The organism is Sphingobium fuliginis (genome assembly GCF_004152845.1).
Lineage (GTDB): Bacteria > Pseudomonadota > Alphaproteobacteria > Sphingomonadales > Sphingomonadaceae > Sphingobium > Sphingobium fuliginis.
Genome location: NZ_SEON01000005.1, coordinates 267054 through 290838, shown reverse-complemented (window position 1 = coordinate 290838; position 23785 = coordinate 267054). Strand labels below are relative to the sequence as shown.

Below are 23785 nucleotides of genomic sequence, written 5' to 3'. Positions count from 1 at the left end.
ATGTTCGATCTGACAGGCATGACCGCGCTGGTGACGGGCGCTTCGGGGGGCATCGGCTCCGCCATTGCGAAGGCCCTCGCCGCGCAGGGCGCCACGCTCGCCCTTTCGGGCAGCAATGAGGAGAAGCTGAAGGCCTTCGCCGCGGAACTGGGCGGGGACCACAAGACGCTCGTCTGCAACCTCGGCGACCCGGCGGCGGTCGACGCGCTGGTGGGCCAAGCGGTGGAAGCGCTGGGCGGCAAGCTCGACATCCTCGTCAACAATGCCGGCATCACCCGCGACAACCTGATCCTGCGCATGAAGGACGAGGAATGGTCGGACGTGATCGCCGTCAATCTGGAGGCCGCCTTCCGCCTGGCCCGCGCCGCCGCCAAGCCGATGATGAAGGCGCGTTTCGGCCGCATCGTCTCCATCACCTCGGTCGTGGGCGTCACCGGCAATCCGGGACAGGCCAATTATGCCGCGTCCAAGGCCGGCATCATCGGCATGTCCAAGTCGCTGGGTCAGGAACTGGCGAGCCGGGGCATCACCGTGAACTGCGTCGCGCCGGGCTTCATCCGTTCGGCCATGACCGACGCGCTGAACGATGCGCAGAAAGGCGCGATCCTCGCCAGGATTCCGGCGGGCGATCTGGGCGCGGGGGAGGACATCGGCGCGGCCGTGGTCTATCTCGCCAGCAAGGAGGCGGGTTACGTCACCGGCCAGACGCTGCATGTCAATGGCGGCATGGCGATGATCTGAGGGGGAGGGATCGGTCGGTCCCAAAGTCCCACGCTGCGGCTTTATTCCATCGCGGCCGAAAATTTTGGGCATTTGCAAAAGGGCAACCTTGTGCCATCGGGGCTGAGGAGTCGAATGCAGGTGGGGCGATGCCATCCGATTGTTTCTTGCCTCTTGCCTCTCGTTGGGCTTGCCTCTAGGGCATGCCTTAACAAATATTCAGAACCATCAACGATACCCAGTAAGAAGGACCACTCATGAGTGAGACCGCGGATCGCGTAAAGAAAATCGTCGTCGAGCATCTGGGCGTCGAAGCCGAAAAGGTGACCGAGGATGCGAGCTTCATCGACGATCTGGGCGCTGACAGCCTGGACATCGTTGAGCTGGTGATGGCGTTCGAGGAAGAATTCGGCGTCGAAATCCCCGACGATGCGGCCGAGAAGATCGCCACCGTCAAGGATGCCATCGATTATATCGACAGCAAGCAGTAAGAGCGTTCGGCGGCCTGCCCGGCATCGGGTGGCCGCTGCGTTTACAAAAGGGAATGGCTCCTCCTGTCCGGCAAAACCGGGTCTTGGGGAGCCTTTTCGTATCTGGTCCCGTTCACAATCGCCTTTCCAATGGCTAGATGGGCGGCGTTGAGCCAAAGACTATTTTTCGGAGCAAGCATATGCGTCGTGTTGTCGTCACCGGCCTTGGCATGGTCAGCCCGCTCGGCGGGGATGTGGAAACGACCTGGAAGAACATCATCGCGTCGAAGTCCGGCGCGGCGACGATCACGCGCTTCGACGCCAGCGAATATAAGTGCCGCATCGCCTGCGAAGTGAAGCCGGCGGATCATGAATATGGCTATGATGCCGGGCTGGACGTGGATCACAAGATCCAGCGGCAGGTCGACCCGTTCATCGTCTATGGCATTTCCGCCGCCAGCCAGGCGCTGCGCGACGCCGGTCTCGACAATATGAGCGAGGAGGATCGTCTGCGCGCCGGCTGCTCGATCGGTTCGGGCATTGGCGGCCTGCCGGGCATCGAAAGCGAATCGCTGGTGCTGGCGAACCGGGGGCCGGGCCGGGTCAGCCCGCACTTCGTCCATGGCCGCCTCATCAACCTGATCTCCGGCCAGGTGTCGATCAAATACGGTCTCATGGGCCCCAATCACGCCGTCGTGACAGCCTGCTCGACCGGTGCGCATTCGATCGGCGACGCTGCCCGCATGATCGCGCTGGACGATGCCGACGTGATGCTGGCGGGCGGCGCGGAAAGCGCGATCTGCCCGATCGGCATCGCCGGCTTCGCCCAGGCCCGCGCGCTTTCCACCGCCTTCAACGACACGCCGGAAAAGGCCTCGCGGCCCTATGACGTCAACCGCGACGGCTTCGTCATGGGCGAAGGCGCGGGCGTGGTCGTGCTGGAGGAATATGAGCGGGCCAAGGCGCGCGGCGCGAAAATCTACGCCGAAGTCGTCGGCTATGGCCTGTCGGGCGACGCCTATCACGTCACCGCCCCCCATCCGGAGGGCAATGGTGCCTATCGTTCCATGGAAATGGCGCTCAGGAAATCCGGCCTTGGCCTTGGCGACATCGACTATGTGAACGCGCACGGCACTTCGACGCCTTTGGGCGACGAGCTGGAACTGGGCGCGGTGAAGCGGCTGTTCGGGGAACATCTGGGCACCATGTCGATGAGCTCGACCAAGTCGGCCATCGGCCATCTGCTGGGCGGCGCGGGCGCGGTGGAGAGCATCTTCTGCATCCTGGCGCTGCGCGACCAGATCGTGCCGCCGACGCTGAACCTCGACGAGCCGAGCGAAAGCTGCAAGGGCGTCGACCTCGTCCCGCATGTCGCCAAGGAACGCAAGGTGCGCGCGGTGCTGAACAATTCGTTCGGCTTCGGCGGCACCAACGCCTCGCTCATCATGAAGGCGGTCTGAGACATCGGCGATGCGACGGCTTGGCTTGGGCATAGTGCTGATCGGCCTGGCCGTCGCGGCGTTCGTCGCTTTCCGCTTCGTCTATGGCTGGACCGAGGCAGGCCCGGCGACGAAGGACATCGCCATCGTCGTGCCCGAAGGCTCGACCATCGCGGACACCGCCATTCTCCTGAAGCAGAAGGGGGCGGTGCGCTCCGCCGACGCCTTCCTGACGCGGGCCAAGGTCTTCGGCCGCGGCAAGTCGATCAAGGCGGGCGAATTCCTGATTCCCAAGGGCGCCAGCAATTCCGATATTTTCCGCATCCTCCAGGGCGGCAGGACGCTGACCCGGCTGGTCACCATACCGGAGGGCATGCCCTCCATCCTGGTCCATGAACGGCTGATGGCGAATGAGGAACTGACGGGCGAGATTCCGGTGCCGGAGGAAGGCAGCGTTCTGCCCGACAGCTATGCCTTCGACAAGGGCGAGAGCCGGGCGGCGGTGCTGAAGCGCATGCAGGGTGCGATGAGCAAGGCGCTGGCGAAGATGTGGGCGGAACGGGCGCCCAACACGGTCGCAAAAACGCCCAGGGAAGCCGTCATCCTCGCCAGCATCGTCGAAAAGGAAACGGCCGTGCCTGCCGAGCGGCCGACCGTCGCCGGGGTTTACGGCAATCGCCTGAAGGCGCGCATGATGCTCCAGGCCGATCCGACGATCATCTATCCGATCACCCGGGGCAAGCCCTTGGGCCGGCGGATCAGAAAGTCCGAAATCGCCGCGGTCAACGACTATAACACCTATGCGATGACCGGTCTGCCCAAGGGGCCGATCGCCAATCCGGGACGCCTGTCGATCCTCGCGGTGCTGCACCCGGCGGAGACGAAGGCGCTCTACTTCGTCGCGGACGGGAAGGGCGGCCATATCTTCGCGGACACGCTGCAAGAGCATAATGACAATGTGCGCAAATGGTTCGAAATCCGGCGCGCCAGGGGTGAGCTTTGAAGTGAGCTGACCGATGGCGCGCTTGGGTGGGGAGCGGATGTTCCCCCTCCCGCAAGCCGGAGGGGGTTAGGGGGTGGGCTGGCGCAACATCCGCGTTGTTTTGCAACGGCCAAGTCAGAAGCTCGCTCCGCTCGCGCCCACCGCTAACCCCTTCCGTTTACGGGAGGGGAATGTCCTGGGATGGCCATAGACCGCCGCCAATCACCGCAACAACCCTACTGCCCAAACCCTGACTCGCGCGCCAGCGCCACCGCTTCCCGCGCAGCGGCGAGCAACGCGCCGCTCTTCGCCTCGCACTCCCGCTGCTCATATTCCGCCGTCGAATCCGCGACGATGCCCGCGCCCGCCTGCACATGCATCACGCCGTCCTTGAGCACGGCGGTGCGTAGCACGATGCAGCTATCCATATTGCCGTCCGGCCCGAAATAGCCGACGCCCCCGGCATAGGCCCCGCGCGTTTCCGGCTCCAGTTCCGCGATGATCTCGCAGGCGCGCACCTTGGGCGCTCCCGACACGGTCCCCGCGGGAAAGCCCGCGAACAAGGCGTCCAGCGCGTCCCGGTCCGGCGCCAGCTGTCCCACCACGTTCGACACGATATGCATCACATGGCTGTAGAATTCGACGCTGTAGCTGTCCGTCACGGTGACGGTGCCGGCCGCCGCGACCCGCCCCACATCGTTACGCCCCAGGTCCAGAAGCATCAGATGCTCCGCCCGCTCCTTGGGGTCGGCCAGCAGGCTTTCGCGGTTGGCGGCATCTTCGACGGCATTCCTGCCGCGGGGCCGGGTGCCGGCGATGGGCCTGATCGTGACCTCGCCATCCCGCGCCCGGACCAGGATTTCCGGACTCGACCCGATCAGCGCAAAGCCGGGCAGGTCGAGATAATAAAGGAAGGGCGAAGGGTTGATCCGCCGCAATGCCCTGTAAAGCGCAATCGGCGGCAGCGTGAACGGGCTGGTGAAGCGCTGCGCCAGCACCACCTGAAAAATGTCGCCCGCAACGATATAGTCCTTCGCCTTTTCGACCATCGCGGCATAGCGGCCCGGCTCCAGCACCGGCGTCACGGCGACTTCGGCAATCCCGGCGGGAGCGGCCTGCGCGGGGAGGGGAGCCGCCAGCCGGGCGGCAACGGCGTCGATCCGTTCCAGCGCCTGCTCGACGGCGCGGTCGGCATCGGCAAAGCTTCCCTTCCACACCGGCGCGACCAGGAACAGTGCATCGGCCAGCCGGTCGAACACCAATATCACCGTCGGCCGCACGAACAGCATGTCCGGCAGCGCAATCGCATTTTCGGGCGGACGCGGCAGCTTCTCGACCAGCCCGACCGTCTCATAGCCGAAATAGCCGACCAGGCAGGCCAGCGCAGCGGGCAGCGCCGGATCAAGCTCAGCCCGGCATTCCGCCACCAGCGCCCGCAACGCGTCCAGCGCGTCGGCGCCTTCCGGCACGAAGGCCTCCCGGTCGGTCGCCCATTGCCGGTTGATCTCCGCCGCATGGCCCTGCGCCCGGAAGACGAGGTCGGGGGCGAGCCCGATCAGGCTGTGGCGGCCTCGCACCGCGCCGCCCTCGACCGATTCCAGCAGGAAATCGCCGCGATCGGGCTCGAACAATTTCAGCGCGGCGGAAATCGGCGTGTCCGTGTCGGCGATCTGGCGCCGCCACACCAGCGCGGATTGCCCCGCCGCCAATGCCTTGCGCGCGCTCTCGATGCCGTCCATCCCCGCCGGTCTCCCCGCAACCACCTTACTGACCGCCACTATTGGCGTTGGCGAGCGCGCGCTGCACGCCGGCCACCGCATTGGCGTTCCGCCTGACGCCCAGCTCCTTCTCGACCGCGCGCTCGAACTGCTGGCCATATTCCTGGCCGACCACTTCGCTGAGCTGGTCGCGGACCTGATTCACCAGCGCCTTGTCGCTGCCTGCATCGCCGCGCTTGATGCCGTTCAACTGCACCACGAAATAGCCGCGATCCTGCCCGGCGGGCAGCGTCTTCACGCTGTTGGTCGCCATGGTGAACAGCATCGCCACTTCGGCGGGCGGACGCTGGCCGTCGCGCATGATGTCGGCGCGGCGGCCGCCCACCACCTGCGGCTTGGGCAGGGCGACGCCGGCGGCGGCGACCGCCTCGTCCAGCTTCATGCCCTTGGCGACCTTGGCGCGGATCTGCTCGGCCAATGCCTTGGCCTTCTCATTGCCCTGGGCCAGCTTGTACTGCATCGCGACCAGCGGTTTCACCTTGGCGAGCGGCGGCGGCGCGGCGGCCTGTATGTCGCCGGGCGCGGTCAGGGCATAGCGCTTGTCGGCAACGATCGGGACCAGTTGCGCATCGTCGTCCTGGCTCATGCCGAAGACAGGGGCGAGCAGCGGCTTCACATCCGCCGGCACCTGATAGGCCACATCCTCCACCTGCTTGCCGGAGGAGACGAGGAACGGCGTCGTTTCCAGCTTCAGGCCATTGTCCTTCACCACTTCCTCGAAGCTGCCGCCATTGGCGATCTGATCCTCGATCTTGCCGGTGAAGTCATTGAGCAGCCGCTTCTCCTTCTGCGCGCGCAGCGTGGTGACGATCTCGTCCCGCACCGCCGCCAGCGCGCGGGCCGGGGTCGTGCTGACCGTCGTGACCCGCAGCAGCACCCAGCCCAGCGATCCACGCAGCGGCCCCACCAACTCGCCCTGTTTCGCGGCAAAACCGGCATTGGCGACGGCGGCGGACGCGGCGGAGGCCAGCGCCTCCCGGCTCTGGTCCTTCAGTTCGGAGACGGAGAGGCCGGCCGATTGCGCTGCGCCGGCGAGCGACTTGCCGCCCTTCACCTGATCCGCGATCGCCTTGGCGCCCGCCTCGGTCGGCAGGATCAGCTGCTCGAAGCTGCGGCTCTCCTTCGCGGCGTAGGCGGCCTTGTTCTGATTATAATAGCCGGCGATCTCCGCATCGGTCGGCTGCGCGGCCTGCGCGAAGCGTTCGGCGTCGATCACGGCGTAGCGGATGCGGCGCTGTTCCGGAATCGTATAGCGCGCGGCATTCTTCCTGTAGAAATCGCCGAGTTGCGCGTCGGTCGGGTCGGCAATGTCCTTGAACGCGGTCGCGGGAACGAGGGCGATGGTGCCCTGGCGCGCCTCCAGCAGCAGCGAGGCATAGGGCAGCACCATGGAGTCGGTCAGCTTCACGCCCAGCCCCAGCGGGGCCAGCATCTGCCGCTCCAGTATCTCGCGGCTGATGTCGTCGCGCAGCGCCTGTTCGGTGATCCGCTCGCGCAGCAGCAACTGCCGGAAATTCTCCTGGCTGAAATTGCCGGCCGCATCCTGGAAGGCGGGGATCTGCGCGATCTGGGCATCGACCAGCCGCTTGGAGATGTGCACCTTCTGGTCGCTCGCATATTCCTTCAGCGTCATCGACGCGACAAGCTGGTCATAGACCTGCGCCGCGCCGCCCTGCGCCAGGAAGTCGCCGATCTGCAATCCCGGATTGGACCTGCGCGCATTTTCGAACACGCGCTGCACCCGGTCCTGCAATTCGGTCATGGTGAGGCGCGACCCGCCCGCCTTGGCGGCGGTCTCGCCGCCGCCAAGGGACGATCCGAACTTGCCGCTCGTAATGTCCCCCATGATGAAGGCGGCCGCGATGATCCCCAGGAAGATCAGGGCCGCAAAGGCGCCGAATTTGGAGCGGATGAAACGGCGAAAGACTGAAAGCATGGAGGAAAGTCCGTAAAAGCGGCTTTGATGGCGGCCCGCTTTAAGGGCGGATCGTCGCGCGGGCAAGGGGCGCTGGGGTGCCAAGGCTGGACAAATGGCCGCACGCCGTTCATCGGCTCGGCCAACCCGGCGGCGCGGATTGGAGAGCCGTGCCGCAGGGGACCGTGCAGCAATAACCATAAGGGGAAAGATCGATGAGCAGGCGAAAGCTGGTTGTCGGCAACTGGAAGATGAACGGCCTGCGCGCCCAGCTGGGCGAGGTGGAGGCGATCGGCGGCCTCGCGCGCGACTATCCGGCGGTGGAAGTCGGGCTGTGCCTGCCCGCGACGCTGATTTCGCCGGCGGACGGCGTGAAGGGCGCGGCCTTCATCGGCGCGCAGGACTGCCATATGAAGGAAAGCGGCGCGCATACCGGCTGTCTGTCCGCGGCCATGCTGGCGGAAGCCGGGGCGAGCTGGACCATCGTCGGCCATAGCGAGCGGCGGCAGGACCAGGGCGAAACCGACGCGGACGTCGCAGCGAAGGCGCTGGCGGCGCGGGCGGCGGGGCTGAAGGTCATCCTCTGCGTGGGCGAAAGCCTCGACGTGCGCGATGCCGGCAATGCGGAAGCGGTGGTGGCGGCCCAGTTGCTGGCGTCCCTGCCGGACGGGGCGGCGGCGGACTGGCTGGCCATCGCCTATGAGCCGATCTGGGCCATCGGCACGGGCCGGATCCCCACCATGGAAGCGGTCGCCGCGATGCACGCCGCCCTGCGCGCCGCGCTGGCGAGCCGGATCGGGGTCGAGGCTGAGGGGATGCGAATCCTCTACGGCGGATCGATGAACGGCGACAATGCGGCGGAGCTACTGGCGCTGGCCGATGTCGACGGCGGCCTGATCGGCGGCGCGAGCCTCGCGGCGGCGAAATTCGCCCCGGTGATCGCGGCAGCGGCCTGATCGCCAATAAACAAGCCCCTCCCGCTTGCGGGAGGAGGGAGAGAGGACGGGGGCGGTTGCCCCCGCGCCCCATCATCGCTATGTGCGCGGCAACCCACCCTTTACCGGACAGATATTCGTCTCATGTTCACCTTCATCCTCGTCGTGCAGGCCATCGTCGCTGCCCTGCTGGTCACCGTCATCCTGATGCAGAAGTCGGAAGGCGGCGGCCTGGGCGTCGGCGGCAGCCCGGCGGGGTTCATGTCGGCGCGCGGCGCGGCGGATTTCCTGACCCGGTCGACCACGGTCCTCGCCGGCATCTTCGTGACGCTGTCGGTCGTGCTTGCGGTGATCGCCTCGGTCCAGCACCGGCCGAGCGACATCGACACCTCGCTGGTGAAGCAGGCGCCCCCCCAGGCTCCCGCATCCGCTCCGGCCCCGGCGACCGGCAACGATCCGCTGGCCGGCGCTGCGGGCGCGGCGGGCGGCGACGCCGCCAACGGCGCGGTCCCGCTCGCCAACTAGGCGGCCTGACCTCCCCATTTCGCTTTTTTCGCACGCGCGATGATTCGCGCGCTTGCCCAATTCGTTTGTAAAAGGCTAAGCCTCTCCTCCCATGGCGCGGTATATTTTCATCACCGGCGGCGTGGTCTCCTCGCTTGGCAAGGGCCTGATGGCCGCTTCGCTCGCAGCACTGCTGCAGGCGCGAGGTTTCCGTGTGCGTATCCGGAAATTCGATCCCTATCTCAACGTCGATCCGGGCACGATGAGCCCGTATCAGCATGGCGAGGTCTATGTGACCGACGACGGGGCGGAAACCGACCTCGACCTCGGTCATTATGAGCGCTTCACCGGCGTTTCGGCGCGGCAGTCGGACAATGTGACGCAGGGCCGGGTCTATCAGACCATCATCCAGCGGGAACGGCGCGGCGACTATCTGGGCGCGACGGTGCAGGTGATCCCGCACGTCACGGACGAGATCAAGGCCTTCGCCCTCGCCGAATCCGACGACCTCGATTTCGTGCTGTGCGAGATCGGCGGCACGGTGGGCGACATCGAATCGCTCCCCTTCATGGAGGCGATCCGCCAGCTCCATAACGATCTGGGGCGCAACCGCTCCATCTTCGTCCATGTGACGCTGGTCCCCTATATCGCGGCGGCGGGCGAGCTGAAGACCAAGCCGACCCAGCACAGCGTGCGCGAACTGACCTCGCTGGGCATCCAGCCCGACATATTGCTCTGCCGCTGCGAACATCCGCTGCCGGAAAGCGAGCGGCGCAAGATCGCCCTGTTCTGCAACGTCCGCCCCGAAGCGGTCATCCCCGCCCTCGACGCCAGCAGCATCTATGCCGTCCCGACGCAATATCATGCGGAGGGGCTGGACGACGAAGTGCTGCGCGCCTTCGGCATCGAAAACGCGCCCGCGCCCACGCTCGACCGCTGGCACGACATCATGGACCGCCAGCAGAATCCGGAAGGCGAAGTCACCATCGGCGTGGTCGGCAAATATGTCGGCCTGCCCGATGCCTATAAGTCGCTCTATGAAGCGCTGACCCATGGCGGCTTCGCCAACCGGGTGAAGGTCAACATCAAATGGCTGGACGCCGAACTGTTCGAGGAAGAGGGCGCGGACATCGCCGCCCGCCTTGAACCGATGCACGGCATCCTCGTTCCAGGCGGCTTCGGCGTGCGCGGGTCGGAAGGCAAGATCGCCTCGGTCAAATTCGCCCGCGAACGCAATGTGCCCTTTTTCGGCATCTGCCTCGGCATGCAGATGGCCTGCATAGAGGGCGCGCGGAACACGGCGGGCATCGCCAACGCCTCCACCACCGAATTCGGCGAAACCAGCGAGCCGGTGGTCGGCCTCATCACCGAATGGATGAGCAAGGAAGGCCTGCAGAAGCGCACCGCCGAAACCGACCTTGGCGGCACCATGCGGCTGGGCGCCTATCCGGCGAAGCTCACCGGCAACAGCGTCGTCGCGGGCATCTACAACGCCACCGACATCAGCGAACGCCACCGCCACCGCTATGAGGTCAATGCCGGCTATCGCGAGCCGCTGGAAAAGGGCGGCCTGATCTTCTCGGGCATGTCGCCGGACGGCACGCTGCCGGAAATCGTCGAACGTCCCGACCACCCCTGGTTCGTCGGCGTGCAGTTCCATCCGGAACTCAAGTCCAAACCCTTCGACCCGCACCCGCTCTTCGCCAGCTTCATCGAAGCGGCGGTGAAGCAGAGCCGGCTGGTGTAAGAGGAACGGGGCCGCAAAGGCCCCGTTTTTTTGTTCAGACAGCAGGCGTCAGCTTCAGCAACCGCCCCTGCGACCCTTGCCCGCCATCCTCCAGCAGCCAGAGCGCCCCGTCCGGCCCTTGCTCCACCTCCCGGATTCGCGCGCCCATGTCCCACTGGTCGGCCTTGGAGGCCTTCTCCCCCTCCAGCTTCACCCGCACCAGCGCCTCGCTCGACAGCCCGCCGATGAACAGCGAATCCTTCCATTGCGGAAACAGGTCGCCCGAATAATAGACAAGCCCGGCCGGGGAGATCACCGGATTCCACCAGACTTTAGGCGCCTCAAACCCGTCGCCCGCCTTGTGATCGGGAATGTCCCGCCCGTCATAATGGCTGCCGTTGGAGGCGAGGGGATAGCCATAATTCAATCCCGGCCTGATCAGGTTCACCTCATCCCCGCCCTTGGGGCCCATTTCCTGCTCCCACAGCCGCCCGTCCTTGTCGAAGGCGATCCCCAGCAGATTGCGATGCCCATAGGACCAGACCGCCGGATGGAACCCCTTCGCCGCCAGCGGATTGCCCGCGGCCGGCGTGCCGTCCAGATTAAGCCGCAACACTTTCCCCAAAGTCGACTTCGGGTCCTGCGCCGGATCGAATTTCTGCCGCTCGCCATTGGTGAAGAACAGATGTTTCCCGTCCGGCGAGAAGGCGATTCGTCCCGAATAATGGCCATTGCCATCCACATATGGGCTGGCGCGGAAGATCACCTTCACGCCGTCCAGCTTCGTCGTCCCGTCGCTCGCCTGATTGAAAACCCCCGTGGCCAGCGCCACGCCCTTGCCGCCCTGACCCGCCTCTGAGAAACTGAAATATACCGTCCCGCTCCGTGCAAAGTCCGGTGCCGGCACCACGTCCATCAGCGCGCCCTGACCCGCGCTGTCGACCGGCGGAATGCCCGCGACCGGGATTTTCGTCCCGTTCTTCGGATCGAACAGGATCATCTCGCCCGCCTTCTCCGTCACCAGCATCCGGCCATCGGGCAGGAAGGTCATGGCCCAGGGCGCATCGAAATCAGCGATCACGGAAGTCCTGAACGGCTTCGCCGCCGACGCGGCGCTGTTCTGCCCCACGGCATCGTCCGCCGAACAGGCGATCAGGGCCAGCGGCAGGGCGGTGAGGGCAAGATGGCGCATATCGTCTCCTCTCGGCTGAATCGGGGAATTGATGACGCTACCAGAATGCGCATCAAATGCCTCGCGACAAATGAGTTGCAGCTTTGCGGCATCCCGCCTATATCGCCCCTGCTTCCTTACATCGTCAAACATGTCGGGGTCGCGGGCGGATCGCCTGCGGCGACGGGAAGCCGCAATTTTGTTTTTTTGGGAGATCCCATGGCGGACATCGCCGAACTGACGGCCCTGATCGAACCGGAGGTGAAGGCCCTGGGCTTCGACCTCGTGCGCATCAGGCTGTTCGGCTCGGGTGACGAGCATACGCTCCAGATCATGGCCGAGCGCCCTGAAACGAAGCAGCTTGTCATAGAGGATTGCGCCACCATCTCGCGCCGCCTCTCGGACGTGCTGGATGAAGCTGACCCGATAGAGGAAGCCTATCGCCTCGAGGTCAGCTCTCCGGGCATCGACCGTCCGCTGACCCGCCTCGCCGATTTCCTGGAATGGGCCGGGCATGAGGCGAAGATCCAGGCTACGGAGGCCGTGGCCGGGCGCAAGAGCTTCCGGGGCGTGCTCAAGGGCATTGAGGGCGACGACATCCTGTTCCAGGATGCCAAGGCCGGCGATGTCGTCATCCCTTTCGCGCTGGTCGGGGATGCCAAGCTGATACTGACCGACGCGCTGATTGCTGCTAGTATGCCGCTCTCCTCCGATGGGGCGGACGAGTTCGAAACCGAGGAATAAGGGTTTACGTCCATGGCCAACGCCATTTCCGCCAACAAGGCCGAACTGCTCGCCATCGCGAACAGCGTCGCCAGCGAAAAGATGATCGACAAGGCGATCGTCATCGAGGCGATGGAAGACGCGATCCAGCGCGCCGCCCGCGCCCGCTACGGCGCCGAAAACGACATCCGCGCCAAGCTGGACCCGGACACCGGCGACCTTCGCCTCTGGAGAGTCGTCGAGGTGGTCGAGCAGGTCGACGACTATTTCAAACAGGTGGACCTGAAGCAGGCGGCCAAGCTCAAGAAGGACGCCGTGATCGGCGACTTCATCGTCGATCCGCTGCCGCCCATCGACCTCGGCCGCATTGACGCCCAGTCGGCCAAGCAGGTGATCTTCCAGAAGGTCCGCGATGCCGAGCGCGAGCGCCAGCATGAGGAATTCAAGGACCGCGTGGGCGAAATCATCACCGGCGTCGTGAAGTCGGTCGAATTCGGCCATGTCGTGGTGAACCTGGGCCGCGCCGAGGGCGTCATCCGCCGCGACCAGCAGATTCCCCGCGAAGTCGTCCGCGTCGGCGACCGCATCCGTTCGGTCATCCTGAACGTGCGCCGCGAAAATCGCGGGCCGCAGATTTTCCTCAGCCGCGCGCACCCCGAATTCATGAAGAAGCTGTTCGCGCAGGAAGTGCCCGAAATCTACGATGGCGTGATCGAGATCAAGGCCGCCGCCCGCGATCCGGGTTCCCGCGCCAAGATCGGCGTCATCAGCCGCGATTCGAGCATCGACCCGGTCGGCGCCTGCGTCGGCATGAAGGGCAGCCGCGTGCAGGCTGTCGTGCAGGAAATGCAGGGCGAGAAGATCGACATCATCCCCTGGTCGGAAGATACCGCGACCTTCGTCGTCAACGCGCTCCAGCCCGCACAGGTCGCCCGCGTCGTCATCGATGAGGAGGAAGAGCGGATCGAAGTCGTCGTTCCCGACGATCAGCTTTCGCTCGCCATCGGCCGCCGCGGCCAGAATGTCCGTCTCGCCAGCCAGTTGACCGGCAAGGCCATCGACATCATGACCGAAGCGGACGCGTCGGAGAAGCGCCAGAAGGAATTCGTCGCCCGCTCCGAAATGTTCCAGAACGAACTGGACGTGGACGAAACCCTCTCGCAGCTTCTGGTGGCCGAAGGCTTCGGCGAGCTGGAGGAAGTGGCCTATGTCGGCATCGACGAACTGGCCGCGATCGAGGGCTTCGACGAGGAACTGGCGCAGGAACTGCAAAGCCGCGCCCAGGAAGCGCTGGATCGCCGCGAAGCCGCCGCGCGTGAAGAGCGTCAGGCGCTGGGCGTCGAGGACGCGCTGGCCGACATGCCGCACCTCACCGAAGCCATGCTGGTGACTTTGGGCAAGGCGGGCATCAAGACGCTGGACGATCTGGCCGACCTCGCCACCGACGAACTGGTCGCCCGGAAGCGCGTCGACCAGCGTCGCCGCCGCGAGAACAAGGAAGAGGACAAGGGCGGGATTCTCGCCGAATACGGCCTCAGCGAAGAGCAGGGCAATGAGATCATCATGGCCGCCCGCGCCCACTGGTTCGAAGGCGAGGAAGCGTAAGAACAGATGCCCTTCGTCGACATCCGTCTGGCCGGAAACGCCACCCGCGAGCAGAAGGCGGCCATCGTCGCCGACGTCACCCGGTCGCTCGTCGAGCGGCTGGGCAAGTCGCCCGCTGCCGTGCAGGTGGTGATTTCCGAAATCCCGACGGAAAATTACGGCGCAGGCGGCCAGCTCATCGCCGACCGCGACGCGCCCAAGCCCATAGGGGAGGACGCCCATGCTGCGGTCACTTCCCAATGAGAGGCTGAGTCCCAACATCGCCGCGTCAGGGATGTGCTCCTGCGAAAGCAGGAGCCCAGTTCTGCCCTGGCATGCTCCCGACAGCGTGGAACTGGATTCCTGCCTGCGCAGGAATGCGGCCCATTATTGGGAGGCGCGCCCATGACCGAACGCAAATGCATATTGTCGGGCGACCGCGCCGACCCGGACATGCTGGTCCGGCTCGCCTGCGGCCCGAATGGCGAAATCCTGCCCGACATCCGCGCCAAGGCGCCCGGCCGGGGCGCGTGGATCGGTGTGCCACGCGCCGAACTCGAACAGGCGCTGGCAAAGGGCAAGCTCAAGGGCGCGCTCGCCCGCGCCTTCAAGACCGGCGACCTGCAAATCCCCGACGCGCTGCCCGCCCTGATCGAGGAGGGCTTGCGCAAGGCCCTGCTCGACCGTCTGGGGCTGGAGGCGAGGGCGTCGATGGTCCTCACCGGCTCGGAAAAGATCGACGTCGCCTGCCGCAAGGGTCAGGTGAAGCTGCTGCTCCACGCCGCCGACGCGGCGGCCGACGGCAACCGCAAGCTCGACCAGGCCTTCCGCGTCGGGCAGGACGCCGAAGGCACGGATTTGGCGGGCATCGTCTTGCCTGTGGACCGACACGCCCTATCTATGGCAATGGGGCGGGACAATGTCGTCCATATCGCGGTGACCGACTCGCGTGCGGCGTCACGTCTGCGCGGCGCCATAGGCCGCTTGGAAAGCTATCTGGGTTGCGCTAACGGAGCGCCGGTGCATGGGGAGCAGGACTCCGCAGGGGCACTGGGCGCCTGAGGTAGCATTGGAATGAAGGCGCCGACGGGCCTTGCCGGTCGGGTTGATGTGAAGGGTATAGTTCAGTCGTATGAGTGACAGCAAGGAAGACAAGCCGGTTCTGGGCCGCAAGCCGCTGGGGATCAAGCGCACGGTCGAGTCCGGTCAGGTGCAGCAGCAGTTCAGCCATGGCCGCAAGAATACGGTCGTGGTCGAGGTGAAGCGGCGCCGCATCCTGGGCAAGCCGGGTGAAGCCGGACACGCTGCGCCTGAACCGCAGGCCGATCCCACGCCCGTGGCCGCCGCTCCGCAGGCCCCCGCGCCCCAGCAGCCGCAGGCCCGCGCGCCGCAGCCGGCTCCCGCGCGTCCGGCCCCGCCGCAGAGCCTGATGTCGCGTCAGGAATTGCAGGCGAAGCTGCTGCGCGAGGCGGAGGAAGCCCGCATGACCGCGCTGGAGGAAGCGCGCCGCCGCGAAGACGCCCAGCGCCTCGCCGCCAGCGAGGAGGAAAAGCGCCGCGCCGAGGAAAACCGCCTGGCTGCCGAGGCTGCCGAGGCCGAAGCCGCGCGCCGGACCGAAGTCGAGGCCGGGCCGGCGGAGGAAACCGCCAGGGCGCCCGTCGAGGAGCCTGCGCCGGCCGCCGCCGATGCCCCGGCCGAAGCAGCGCCCGCAGCCGCCGAGCCGAAGCCCGCCACCTCCGCCACCGTGCCGCCGCCGCGCCGCTTCACGCCGGTTGCGCCGGTCAAGCGCCCGGAACCGGCCAAGCCCGACCGCGCCAAGCGCGGCGACGACAATCGCCGCCAGGCCGGCAAGCTTACCGTCACCCGCGCCTTGTCGGATGACGACAGCGCCCGCGCCCGCAGCCTCGCCGCGCTCAAGCGCGCCCGCGAGAAGGAACGGCGCGCCCATTATTCGGGCGGCGCCCAGCAGCGGGAAAAGCAGTCGCGCGACGTGGTGGTGCCCGAAAGCATCACCGTTCAGGAACTTGCCAACCGCATGGCCGAAAAGGGCGCGGACCTGGTGAAGGCCCTGTTCAAGATGGGCACCGCCGTCACGCTCAACCAGGCGATCGACCAGGATACGGCCGAACTGCTGGTCGAGGAATTCGGCCACCGCATCCAGCGCGTGTCCGACGCCGACGTCGAGATCGGCATGGAAGGCGAGGTCGACGCGCCCGAAACGCTCAAGGCCCGTCCGCCGGTCGTGACCATCATGGGCCATGTCGATCACGGCAAGACCTCGCTGCTCGACGCGCTGCGCGGCACCAATGTCGTATCGGGCGAAAGCGGCGGCATCACCCAGCATATCGGCGCCTATCAGATCAGGACCAAGGGCGGCGACCTCGTCACCTTCCTTGACACGCCGGGTCACGAGGCCTTCTCGGAAATGCGCGCGCGCGGCGCCAATGTCACCGACATCGTCATCCTGGTGGTGGCGGCGGACGACGGCCTGATGCCGCAGACCATCGAGGCCATCAACCATACCAAGGCCGCCGGCGTGCCGATGATCGTCGCGATCAACAAGGTCGACAAGCCCGAAGCCAATCCCCAGCGCGTGCGAGAGCGCCTGCTGGAGCATGAGGTTATCGTCGAGGACATGGGCGGCGAAACCCAGGATGTCGAAGTCTCCGCGCTCAAGAAGACGGGCCTCGACGAACTGCTCGACAAGATCATGCTTCAGGCCGAACTGCTCGAACTCACCGCCAATCCCGATCGCGCCGCCGAAGGCAATGTGATCGAGGCGCAGCTCGACAAGGGCCGTGGCGCGGTCGCCACTGTGCTGGTGCGCAAGGGCACGCTGAAGATCGGCGACACCTTCGTCATCGGTTCGGAAAGCGGCAAGGTCCGCGCGATGATCAACGACAAGGGCCAGCAGGTGAAGACCGCCGGCCCCTCGACCCCGGTCGAGGTGCTGGGCCTGTCCGGCGTGCCGATGGCGGGCGACCAGCTCACCGTCGTCGAGAACGAGGCCCGCGCCCGCGAAGTCGCCGCCTATCGTCAGGAACAGGCGACCAAGAAGCGCACCACCGCCGCGCCCACCAGCTTCGAACATATGTTCTCGGCGCTCAACACCAAGGTCATCGAATATCCGGTGGTGGTGAAGGGCGACGTGCAGGGTTCGGTGGAAGCGATCGTCTCGTCGCTGAACCGCATTTCGACCGACGAGATCAAGGTCCGCATCCTGCATTCGGGCGTCGGCGCGATCACCGAAAGCGACGTCACGCTGGCCGCCGCCAGCCGCGCGCCGCTGATCGGCTTCAATGTCCGCCCCAATGCCAAGGCGCGCCAGTTGGCGGAGCGCGAGAAGATCTCGCTGCGCTATTATGACGTGATCTACGACCTGCTGGAGGAAGTTCGCGGCGAAATGGCCGGCCAGCTCGCGCCGGAACGCATCGAAACCATCGTCGGCCGGGCCGAGGTGCTTCAGGTCTTCCCGGCGGGCAAGAAGGACAAGGCGGCCGGTCTGCTCGTCCTCGACGGCATCATCCGCAAGGGTCTGGCCGCGCGCCTCACCCGCGACGATGTCATCGTGTCGCGCACCCATATCGCCTCTCTCCGCCGCTTCAAGGACGACGTCTCCGAAGTCCGCGCAGGCATGGAATGCGGCGCGGTGCTCCAGGACACCAACGACATCAAGCCCGGCGACACGCTGGAACTGTTCGAGGTCGAGGAACGCGCCCGCACGCTGTGATCCATGTCCCCCCTCCCGCAGGCGGGAGGGGGCTAGGGGGTGGGCTCGCCCTCTCCTGAACTGCAATGGCCGATGGGGAGAGCCCACCCCCGGCCCCTCCCGCTTGCGGGAGGGGAGGATATAATGCCCGCTCCCAATGAAGGCTCCTCTGTCCGCCTCCTCCGCGTGGGCGAACAGGTGCGCCATGTCCTGTCCGACATTCTCCAGCGCGGCGACGTGCATGACGACGTCCTCGCCAGCCATGTGGTGAGCGTCACCGAAGTCCGCATGTCTCCCGACCTGCGCCATGCGACCGTCTTCATCAAGTCGCTGCTCGGCCAGGATGAGGAAGCCGTGCTGAAGGCGCTGCGCACCAACACCGCCTATCTCCAGCGGGAGGTCGCGACCCGTATCCGCCTCAAATATGCGGCGAAGCTCAAATTCCTCGCGGACGAGAGTTTCGATGAGGGCACCCATATCGACAGGCTGCTCCGCGATCCCAAGGTCGCCCGCGATCTGGAGCAGCCCGAAGGCGAAGGCGAATAGGCAATATGCTCCGGCCTTCGCAGGAGCACGCTGTACTCGGCCAGGCATCTTCCCCCATCGACGCGACGGCGCAGCCCGGCTAACAGCGTCTCTCCCGCAGGCAAGGCAAGGGGCAGGCAGATGAAAAGAACCGGCATAGTCGCGATCGCGCTTTTGGCCCTGGCCATACCCGCCGCAGCCAGGGAAGCGCCGGTCCACCCCGCCGTCGTCAGCGACCCCGCGCCCGACGCTGCCTACCCCGCCGGCATGAGCGCCTTCACCATCCCCTCGGAGGACGGCCTGCTCAACGCCGTCCTTTACACCGCCGCCGGTCCGGGTCTTCACCCGACGCTGCTCCTCCTCCACGGCTTCCCCGGCAATGAGCAAAATCTCGACCTGGCCCAGGCCGCCCGCCGCGCCGGGTGGCATGTCCTCACGCTCCACTATCGCGGCTCCTGGGGCAGCCCCGGCAGCTTCTCCTTCACCCACGCCTCGGAAGACGCCTGGAACGCCCTGCAATATCTCCAGCAATCCGCGACCGTCGCCAAATATCGCATCGACACCAGCGCCATCGTCGTCGCGGGCCACAGCATGGGCGGTTTCATGGCTGCCGATGTCGCCGCCGCCGAACCCCATGTCGCCGGCCTGTTCCTGATCGACCCCTGGGACCCGGCCGAAACCGTCACGACCCTCTCCACCCCCCAGGGCGAGGCCGCCTGGAGGGCCGAAGTCGCCAGCGACCTGCCACCCCTGCAAGGCGCCACCTATGACAGCCTCACCGCCGAAATCCGCACCAACAGCGAGAAATTCGACCTTGGCCGCAAGCTGGTGGGCTATGGCCGCCGCCCGCTCACCATCATCGGCGCGGAACGCGGCATCGGCGCCATGGCGCGCAAGGTGACGGCAGACGCGCAATCGGCCAATCCCGACACGCGCCTGGCGGTCTGGCCGACCGACCACAGCTTTTCCGACAGGCGCATCGCCCTGGCCGACGCGCTCGTCCGCTTCCTCAAGCAGATCGCCCCCATGGCGCGCTGACCGATGGCCAAGCTCTATTTCTACTACAGCTCGATGAACGCAGGCAAATCGACGACCCTGCTCCAATCCAGCTTCAACTATCGCGAACGCGGCATGGAAACCATGTTGTGGACTGCCGCGGTGGATGACCGCTACGGGAAGGGGCGCCACGGAAAGGGACGCATCGTCTCCCGCATCGGGCTGGACGCGCAGGCCCATCTGTTCGACCCCGCCACCGATCTCTTCGCCGCCATCGCCGCCCGACAGGCACGGACGCCGCTCTCCTGCGTGCTGATCGACGAGGCGCAATTTCTGAACGAGGAACAGGTCTGGCAGGTCGCCGCCGTCTGCGACCGGCTGAACATTCCGGTGCTGTGCTACGGCATCCGCACCGACTTCCAGGGCAAGTTGTTCGAGGGCAGCGCCGCGCTGCTCGGCCTGGCCGACACGCTGACGGAGATCAAGACGATCTGCGAATGCGGGCGGAAGGCGACCATGAACCTGCGCGTCGATGCTGAGGGGCGCCCCATCCGCGAGGGCGAGCAGACGGAAATCGGCGGCAATGACCGCTATGTCGCGCTTTGCCGCCGCCATTTCGTGGAACGCCGCTCCGGCTGCTGACCGCCGCACATGCCGCGACGGCCCGGAAAGGGCTGACAACAGGCGACAGGAGGGCTAGAGCGCGCCGCCATGCACGGCTGGATCATCCTCGACAAACCCTTGGGACTAGGCTCCACCCAGGCGGTGAGCGCGGTGAAGCGCGCCCTGCGCCAGAGTGGCGCGGGCAAGTGGAAGGTGGGCCATGGCGGCACGCTCGACCCGCTGGCGACGGGCGTGCTGCCGATAGCGGTGGGGGAAGCGACCAAGCTCGCCGGACGGATGCTGGACAGCGACAAGATCTACGATTTCACTATAGGTTTCGGCCTCCAGACCGACACGCTGGACCTTGAGGGCCGGGAAATCGCCACCAGCCTGCATCGCCCCACGCTGGCGGAGGTGCAGGCGGTCCTGCCCCGCTTCACCGGCCCGATCGAGCAGGCGCCGCCTGCCTACAGCGCGATCCTGATCGACGGCCGGCGCGCCTACGACCTTGCCCGCAAGGGGGAGGAGGTCGAGATGAAGACCCGCGCCATCACCATCCACAACCTCGCCATATCCCCGCCCCAGGGGCCAGCGAAGCCTGGAGAAGGGGAGGGCGGCGCGGAGATCGGCGAAATCACCCTGCGCGCCCATGTTTCGAAGGGCACCTATATCCGTTCCCTCGCCCGCGACATCGCGCGCGCGCTCGGCACTGTCGGTCATGTCACCATGCTGCGCCGCATCAAGGCCGGCCCCTTCACCCTGCAATCCGCGATTTCGCTGGACAAATTGGACGAAGCTGCTAGGGGCGGCGACATCGCGCAGCTCATGCTGCCGTTGACGGCGGGGCTGGACGACATCCCGGCTCTCGCAGTCTCTCCCGACGATGCGCTCGCTCTCCGACAGGGGAAGGTGCTCGTGGGGAAACCGCATACCGGCCTGATGCTGGCGATGGAGGGCGAAACGCCCGTCGCGCTGGTCGAAGCCAGTGGCCCGGAGGTCCGGGTGGTGCGCGGCTTTAATCTCTAATCTCAGAAAGGAAGCCGATGTCGATCACTGCAGAGCGCAAGGAAGCGCTGATCAAGGAACATGCCCGCGCCGAGGGCGACACCGGTTCGCCGGAAGTCCAGGTTGCGATCCTCTCGGAGCGTATCGCCAACCTGACCGAGCATTTCAAGGGTCATCACAAGGATAACCACAGCCGTCGCGGCCTGCTGATGCTGGTCAACAAGCGCCGTTCGCTGCTGGATTACCTCAAGAAGAAGGATGGGGCCCGGTACACCGACCTCATCGCCAAGCTGGGCCTGCGCAAGTAAGTCTGCTAAAGAAGGAACGGCCCCCATGTCGGGGCCGTTTCCGATTCTGACAACATGGCGCTGGGCAATCCGGCATGGCGTCATGATCCGGGGGACATCCCCCACACCGTTCGCCCTGAGCTTGTCGAAGGGCACTCCTTCTTTTGAAGGGAAGGATTGGGCTTCGACAAGCTCCGCCCGAACGGAGGAGAGATAGGCTCTCCATCCATGGACCATCCGGTCCGAAACAGGCCCCGCCCGGCAATAGGGCCGCGCGGGCGAAGGAAAAATCTATGTTCGATGTAAAGAAGGTATCAATCGAGCTGGGCGGCAAGACCCTCACGCTCGAAACCGGCCGCATTGCGCGTCAGGCAGACGCCGCCGTGCTGGCGACCTATGGCGAAACCGTGGTGCTGTGCGCCGTGACCGCCGCCAAGTCGGTGAAGGAAGGACAGGACTTCTTCCCGCTGACCGTCCATTATCAGGAAAAATATTCGGCCGCCGGTCGCATTCCGGGCGGCTTCTTCAAGCGTGAACGCGGCGCCACGGAAAAGGAAACGCTGGTTTCCCGCCTGATCGACCGTCCGGTCCGCCCGCTCTTCCCCGAAGGTTTCTACAATGAAATCAACGTCATCGCTCAGGTTCTGAGCTTCGACGGCGAAAGCGAGCCCGACATTGTGGCGATGATCGCCGCTTCGGCTGCGCTGACCCTGTCGGGCGTTCCCTTCCTGGGCCCGATCGGCGCCGCCCGCGTCGGCTACAAGGATGGCGAATATCAGCTGAACCCGTCGCTGGACGAAGTGAAGACCGGCGAACTCGACCTGGTCGTCGCCGCCACCGGCAATGCGGTGATGATGGTCGAATCGGAAGCCAAGGAACTGTCGGAAGACGTCATGCTCGGCGCCGTCCTCTTCGCGCATGAAGCGTCGAAGAAGGTCGTCAACGCCATCATCGACCTCGCCGAAAAGGCCGCGAAGGACCCGTGGGACGTCGCCAAGGGCGAAGACCTGGATGACCTCAAGAAGAAGCTCAAGAAGCTGATCGGCAAGGACATCACGGCCGCCTACAAGCTGACCGACAAGTCGGCCCGCTCCAACGCGCTCAATGAAGCCCGCGCCAAGGCGAAGGCTTATTTCACGGAGGAAGGCCTCGACGCCCAGACCGTCATGGCCGGCATCAAGCTGACCAAGAAGCTGGAAGCCGAAATCGTCCGCGGCGCCATCCTGAAGGACGGCAAGCGCATCGACGGCCGCACCACCACGCAGATCCGCCCGATCGAGGCGATGGTGGGCTTCCTGCCGCGCACCCATGGTTCGGCGCTGTTCACCCGTGGCGAAACGCAGTCCATCTGCACCACGACGCTGGGCACCAAGGACGCGGAGCAGATGATCGACGGCCTGACCGGCGTTCATTATGAAAGCTTCATGCTGCACTATAACTTCCCGCCCTATTCGGTCGGTGAAGTCGGCCGCTTCGGCGCGCCGGGCCGTCGCGAAGTCGGCCATGGCAAGCTGGCATGGCGGGCCCTGCACCCGGTGCTGCCGAGCAAGGAAGAATTCCCCTACACCATCCGCGTGCTGAGCGACATCACCGAGTCCAACGGCTCGTCCTCGATGGCGACGGTCTGCGGCGGTTCGCTGTCCATGATGGACGCGGGCGTTCCGCTGAAGCGTCCGGTGTCGGGCATCGCCATGGGCCTGATCCTGGAAGGCTCCAAATTCGCTGTCCTCAGCGACATTCTGGGCGACGAGGATCACCTTGGCGACATGGACTTCAAGGTGGCGGGCACGGAAGCGGGCATCACCACCATGCAGATGGACATCAAGGTCGCCGGCATCACGCAGGAAATCTTCGAGGTCGCGCTGCGTCAGGCGAAGGAAGGCCGCGCCCATATCCTGGGTGAAATGAGCAAGGCCCTGTCCTCGACCCGCACCGAACTGTCGGCCCATGCCCCGCGCATCGAAACGATCCAGATCGACAAGGCGAAGATCCGCGACGTCATCGGCACCGGCGGCAAGGTCATCCGCGAGATCGTCGCGGAAACCGGCGCCAAGGTCGACATCGACGACGAGGGCATCATCAAGATCAGCTCGTCCGACATCGCCCAGATCGAAGCCGCCAAGAAGTGGATTCTCGGCATTGTCGAGGAAGCGGAAGTCGGCAAGATCTACACCGGCAAGGTCGTCAACATCGTCGACTTCGGCGCGTTCGTGAACTTCATGGGCGGCAAGGACGGCCTCGTCCACGTCTCCGAAATGAAGAATGAGCGCGTCGAAAAGCCGACCGACGTCGTGTCGGAAGGGCAGGAAGTGAAGGTCAAGGTTCTCGAAATCGACCCGCGCGGCAAGGTTCGCCTGTCCATGCGCGTCGTCGATCAGGAAACCGGAGAGGAACTGGAAGACACCCGTCCGCCCCGCGAACCCAGGGGGGATCGGGGCGGCGACCGTGAAGGCGGCCGTGGCGACCGCAATCGCCGTGATCGTGGCGGTGACCGGGGCGACCGTGGCGGCCGCGGCGGCGATCGCGGCCCGCGCCGCGACCGCGGTCCGCGCGGCGAAGGCAGGGGCGGCGATGACGACGGCTCCAACGCCGGTCTGCCCGACTTCCTGACCCAGGACTGATCCGGTTCGTCGGACTCGGGAAAAAGAACGGGCGTCCGGCTTGCCGGGCGCCCTTTTTTGACAGGATTTGAATGTTTCCTGATCTCCATCAA

The 23785-nt window shown here is 65.7% G+C and carries 21 protein-coding genes; 18 read left to right on the top strand and 3 right to left on the bottom strand.

The annotated features are described in order from the left end of the window. The 4 genes from fabG (at window position 1) to mltG (ending at window position 3632) form a co-directional block, all read left to right on the top strand. The gene (gene fabG / locus EWH10_RS14285) at window positions 1–741 is read left to right on the top strand and encodes a 3-oxoacyl-[acyl-carrier-protein] reductase (protein ID WP_025549370.1); all 741 of its coding nucleotides are present in this window, start codon (window positions 1–3) and stop codon (window positions 739–741) included. A gap of 236 nt (window positions 742–977) precedes the next feature. After that, window positions 978–1211 carry an acyl carrier protein gene (locus tag EWH10_RS14280; RefSeq protein ID WP_007689016.1) on the top strand — a complete coding sequence of 78 codons (234 nt, stop codon included), beginning with the start codon at window positions 978–980 and terminating at the stop codon, window positions 1209–1211. A 179-nt stretch (window positions 1212–1390) separates the two neighbouring features. Beyond that, the gene (gene fabF / locus EWH10_RS14275) at window positions 1391–2650 is read left to right on the top strand and encodes a beta-ketoacyl-ACP synthase II (protein WP_025549369.1); all 1260 of its coding nucleotides are present in this window, start codon (window positions 1391–1393) and stop codon (window positions 2648–2650) included. A 10-nt stretch (window positions 2651–2660) separates the two neighbouring features. Next, window positions 2661–3632, top strand: coding sequence for an endolytic transglycosylase MltG (gene mltG / locus EWH10_RS14270; protein WP_044661901.1), 972 nt, complete (start codon window positions 2661–2663; stop codon window positions 3630–3632). 215 nt (window positions 3633–3847) lie between these two features. On the opposite strand, the gene trpE is transcribed toward mltG, so the two are convergent. Together trpE and EWH10_RS14260 are read right to left on the bottom strand one after the other, a co-directional pair. Continuing rightward, a complete protein-coding gene (gene trpE, locus EWH10_RS14265; protein ID WP_044661902.1) occupies window positions 3848–5350 on the bottom strand; it encodes an anthranilate synthase component I in 1503 nt (500 codons plus the stop codon). Between the two features lie 25 nt (window positions 5351–5375). Further along, on the bottom strand, window positions 5376–7325 hold the full coding sequence (locus EWH10_RS14260) for a peptidylprolyl isomerase (RefSeq protein ID WP_044661903.1): 1950 nt from the start codon (window positions 7323–7325) through the stop codon (window positions 5376–5378). A 194-nt stretch (window positions 7326–7519) separates the two neighbouring features. Here EWH10_RS14260 and tpiA point away from each other — a divergent pair, with 194 nt between their 5' ends. The 3 genes from tpiA (at window position 7520) to EWH10_RS14245 (ending at window position 10490) form a co-directional block, all read left to right on the top strand. After that, window positions 7520–8260 (top strand): triose-phosphate isomerase, encoded by a 741-nt coding sequence (tpiA, locus tag EWH10_RS14255; RefSeq protein ID WP_044661904.1) that lies wholly within the window; start codon window positions 7520–7522, stop codon window positions 8258–8260. 123 nt (window positions 8261–8383) lie between these two features. Beyond that, complete coding sequence (gene secG / locus EWH10_RS14250; protein WP_044661905.1) at window positions 8384–8764, top strand: preprotein translocase subunit SecG; 381 nt, start codon at window positions 8384–8386, stop codon at window positions 8762–8764. 91 nt (window positions 8765–8855) lie between these two features. Continuing rightward, window positions 8856–10490 (top strand): CTP synthase, encoded by a 1635-nt coding sequence (locus EWH10_RS14245; protein ID WP_044661906.1) that lies wholly within the window; start codon window positions 8856–8858, stop codon window positions 10488–10490. 34 nt (window positions 10491–10524) lie between these two features. Here the strand turns inward: EWH10_RS14245 and EWH10_RS14240 are convergent, their stop codons facing one another. After that, a complete protein-coding gene (locus tag EWH10_RS14240) occupies window positions 10525–11661 on the bottom strand; it encodes a PQQ-dependent sugar dehydrogenase (protein ID WP_044661907.1) in 1137 nt (378 codons plus the stop codon). A gap of 198 nt (window positions 11662–11859) precedes the next feature. Between EWH10_RS14240 and rimP the strand changes: the two genes are divergently transcribed. The 11 genes from rimP to pnp all read left to right on the top strand — a co-directional run bounded on the left by rimP (window position 11860) and on the right by pnp (window position 23693). Next, the gene (rimP, locus tag EWH10_RS14235; protein WP_044663095.1) at window positions 11860–12384 is read left to right on the top strand and encodes a ribosome maturation protein RimP; all 525 of its coding nucleotides are present in this window, start codon (window positions 11860–11862) and stop codon (window positions 12382–12384) included. A 12-nt stretch (window positions 12385–12396) separates the two neighbouring features. Beyond that, window positions 12397–13968 carry a transcription termination factor NusA gene (gene nusA, locus EWH10_RS14230; RefSeq protein ID WP_025550393.1) on the top strand — a complete coding sequence of 524 codons (1572 nt, stop codon included), beginning with the start codon at window positions 12397–12399 and terminating at the stop codon, window positions 13966–13968. A 6-nt stretch (window positions 13969–13974) separates the two neighbouring features. Further along, the gene (locus EWH10_RS14225; protein ID WP_025550395.1) at window positions 13975–14211 is read left to right on the top strand and encodes a tautomerase family protein; all 237 of its coding nucleotides are present in this window, start codon (window positions 13975–13977) and stop codon (window positions 14209–14211) included. A gap of 141 nt (window positions 14212–14352) precedes the next feature. Beyond that, a complete protein-coding gene (locus tag EWH10_RS14220) occupies window positions 14353–15009 on the top strand; it encodes a DUF448 domain-containing protein (protein ID WP_044661908.1) in 657 nt (218 codons plus the stop codon). Between the two features lie 70 nt (window positions 15010–15079). After that, window positions 15080–17677: a translation initiation factor IF-2 gene (gene infB, locus EWH10_RS14215; RefSeq protein ID WP_044661909.1), complete on the top strand. Its 2598-nt coding sequence runs from the start codon at window positions 15080–15082 to the stop codon at window positions 17675–17677. A gap of 123 nt (window positions 17678–17800) precedes the next feature. Then, window positions 17801–18202, top strand: a complete 402-nt coding sequence (rbfA, locus tag EWH10_RS14210) for a 30S ribosome-binding factor RbfA (RefSeq protein ID WP_044661910.1) — start codon at window positions 17801–17803, stop codon at window positions 18200–18202. A gap of 120 nt (window positions 18203–18322) precedes the next feature. Continuing rightward, on the top strand, window positions 18323–19219 hold the full coding sequence (locus EWH10_RS14205) for an alpha/beta hydrolase family protein (RefSeq protein WP_044661911.1): 897 nt from the start codon (window positions 18323–18325) through the stop codon (window positions 19217–19219). 3 nt (window positions 19220–19222) lie between these two features. After that, window positions 19223–19819 carry a thymidine kinase gene (locus EWH10_RS14200; RefSeq protein WP_025550403.1) on the top strand — a complete coding sequence of 199 codons (597 nt, stop codon included), beginning with the start codon at window positions 19223–19225 and terminating at the stop codon, window positions 19817–19819. Between the two features lie 69 nt (window positions 19820–19888). Continuing rightward, window positions 19889–20806, top strand: coding sequence for a tRNA pseudouridine(55) synthase TruB (gene truB, locus EWH10_RS14195; RefSeq protein ID WP_044661912.1), 918 nt, complete (start codon window positions 19889–19891; stop codon window positions 20804–20806). 17 nt (window positions 20807–20823) lie between these two features. Continuing rightward, on the top strand, window positions 20824–21093 hold the full coding sequence (gene rpsO / locus EWH10_RS14190; RefSeq protein ID WP_007689051.1) for a 30S ribosomal protein S15: 270 nt from the start codon (window positions 20824–20826) through the stop codon (window positions 21091–21093). Between the two features lie 272 nt (window positions 21094–21365). Further along, window positions 21366–23693 (top strand): polyribonucleotide nucleotidyltransferase, encoded by a 2328-nt coding sequence (gene pnp / locus EWH10_RS14185; protein ID WP_044661913.1) that lies wholly within the window; start codon window positions 21366–21368, stop codon window positions 23691–23693. The last annotated feature ends 92 nt before the right edge of the window (window positions 23694–23785 follow it).

What these genes read in the sequence shown, in the direction of transcription:
- fabG (WP_025549370.1), top strand. Translation starts at nt 1, where the DNA reads ATGTTCGATCTGACAGGCATGACCGCGCTGGTGACGGGCGCTTCGGGG.
- EWH10_RS14280 (WP_007689016.1), top strand. Translation starts at nt 978, where the DNA reads ATGAGTGAGACCGCGGATCGCGTAAAGAAAATCGTCGTCGAGCATCTG.
- fabF (WP_025549369.1), top strand. Translation starts at nt 1,391, where the DNA reads ATGCGTCGTGTTGTCGTCACCGGCCTTGGCATGGTCAGCCCGCTCGGC.
- mltG (WP_044661901.1), top strand. Translation starts at nt 2,661, where the DNA reads ATGCGACGGCTTGGCTTGGGCATAGTGCTGATCGGCCTGGCCGTCGCG.
- trpE (WP_044661902.1), bottom strand. Translation starts at nt 5,350, where the DNA reads ATGGACGGCATCGAGAGCGCGCGCAAGGCATTGGCGGCGGGGCAATCC.
- EWH10_RS14260 (WP_044661903.1), bottom strand. Translation starts at nt 7,325, where the DNA reads ATGCTTTCAGTCTTTCGCCGTTTCATCCGCTCCAAATTCGGCGCCTTT.
- tpiA (WP_044661904.1), top strand. Translation starts at nt 7,520, where the DNA reads ATGAGCAGGCGAAAGCTGGTTGTCGGCAACTGGAAGATGAACGGCCTG.
- secG (WP_044661905.1), top strand. Translation starts at nt 8,384, where the DNA reads ATGTTCACCTTCATCCTCGTCGTGCAGGCCATCGTCGCTGCCCTGCTG.
- EWH10_RS14245 (WP_044661906.1), top strand. Translation starts at nt 8,856, where the DNA reads ATGGCGCGGTATATTTTCATCACCGGCGGCGTGGTCTCCTCGCTTGGC.
- EWH10_RS14240 (WP_044661907.1), bottom strand. Translation starts at nt 11,661, where the DNA reads ATGCGCCATCTTGCCCTCACCGCCCTGCCGCTGGCCCTGATCGCCTGT.
- rimP (WP_044663095.1), top strand. Translation starts at nt 11,860, where the DNA reads ATGGCGGACATCGCCGAACTGACGGCCCTGATCGAACCGGAGGTGAAG.
- nusA (WP_025550393.1), top strand. Translation starts at nt 12,397, where the DNA reads ATGGCCAACGCCATTTCCGCCAACAAGGCCGAACTGCTCGCCATCGCG.
- EWH10_RS14225 (WP_025550395.1), top strand. Translation starts at nt 13,975, where the DNA reads ATGCCCTTCGTCGACATCCGTCTGGCCGGAAACGCCACCCGCGAGCAG.
- EWH10_RS14220 (WP_044661908.1), top strand. Translation starts at nt 14,353, where the DNA reads ATGACCGAACGCAAATGCATATTGTCGGGCGACCGCGCCGACCCGGAC.
- infB (WP_044661909.1), top strand. Translation starts at nt 15,080, where the DNA reads ATGAGTGACAGCAAGGAAGACAAGCCGGTTCTGGGCCGCAAGCCGCTG.
- rbfA (WP_044661910.1), top strand. Translation starts at nt 17,801, where the DNA reads ATGCCCGCTCCCAATGAAGGCTCCTCTGTCCGCCTCCTCCGCGTGGGC.
- EWH10_RS14205 (WP_044661911.1), top strand. Translation starts at nt 18,323, where the DNA reads ATGAAAAGAACCGGCATAGTCGCGATCGCGCTTTTGGCCCTGGCCATA.
- EWH10_RS14200 (WP_025550403.1), top strand. Translation starts at nt 19,223, where the DNA reads ATGGCCAAGCTCTATTTCTACTACAGCTCGATGAACGCAGGCAAATCG.
- truB (WP_044661912.1), top strand. Translation starts at nt 19,889, where the DNA reads ATGCACGGCTGGATCATCCTCGACAAACCCTTGGGACTAGGCTCCACC.
- rpsO (WP_007689051.1), top strand. Translation starts at nt 20,824, where the DNA reads ATGTCGATCACTGCAGAGCGCAAGGAAGCGCTGATCAAGGAACATGCC.
- pnp (WP_044661913.1), top strand. Translation starts at nt 21,366, where the DNA reads ATGTTCGATGTAAAGAAGGTATCAATCGAGCTGGGCGGCAAGACCCTC.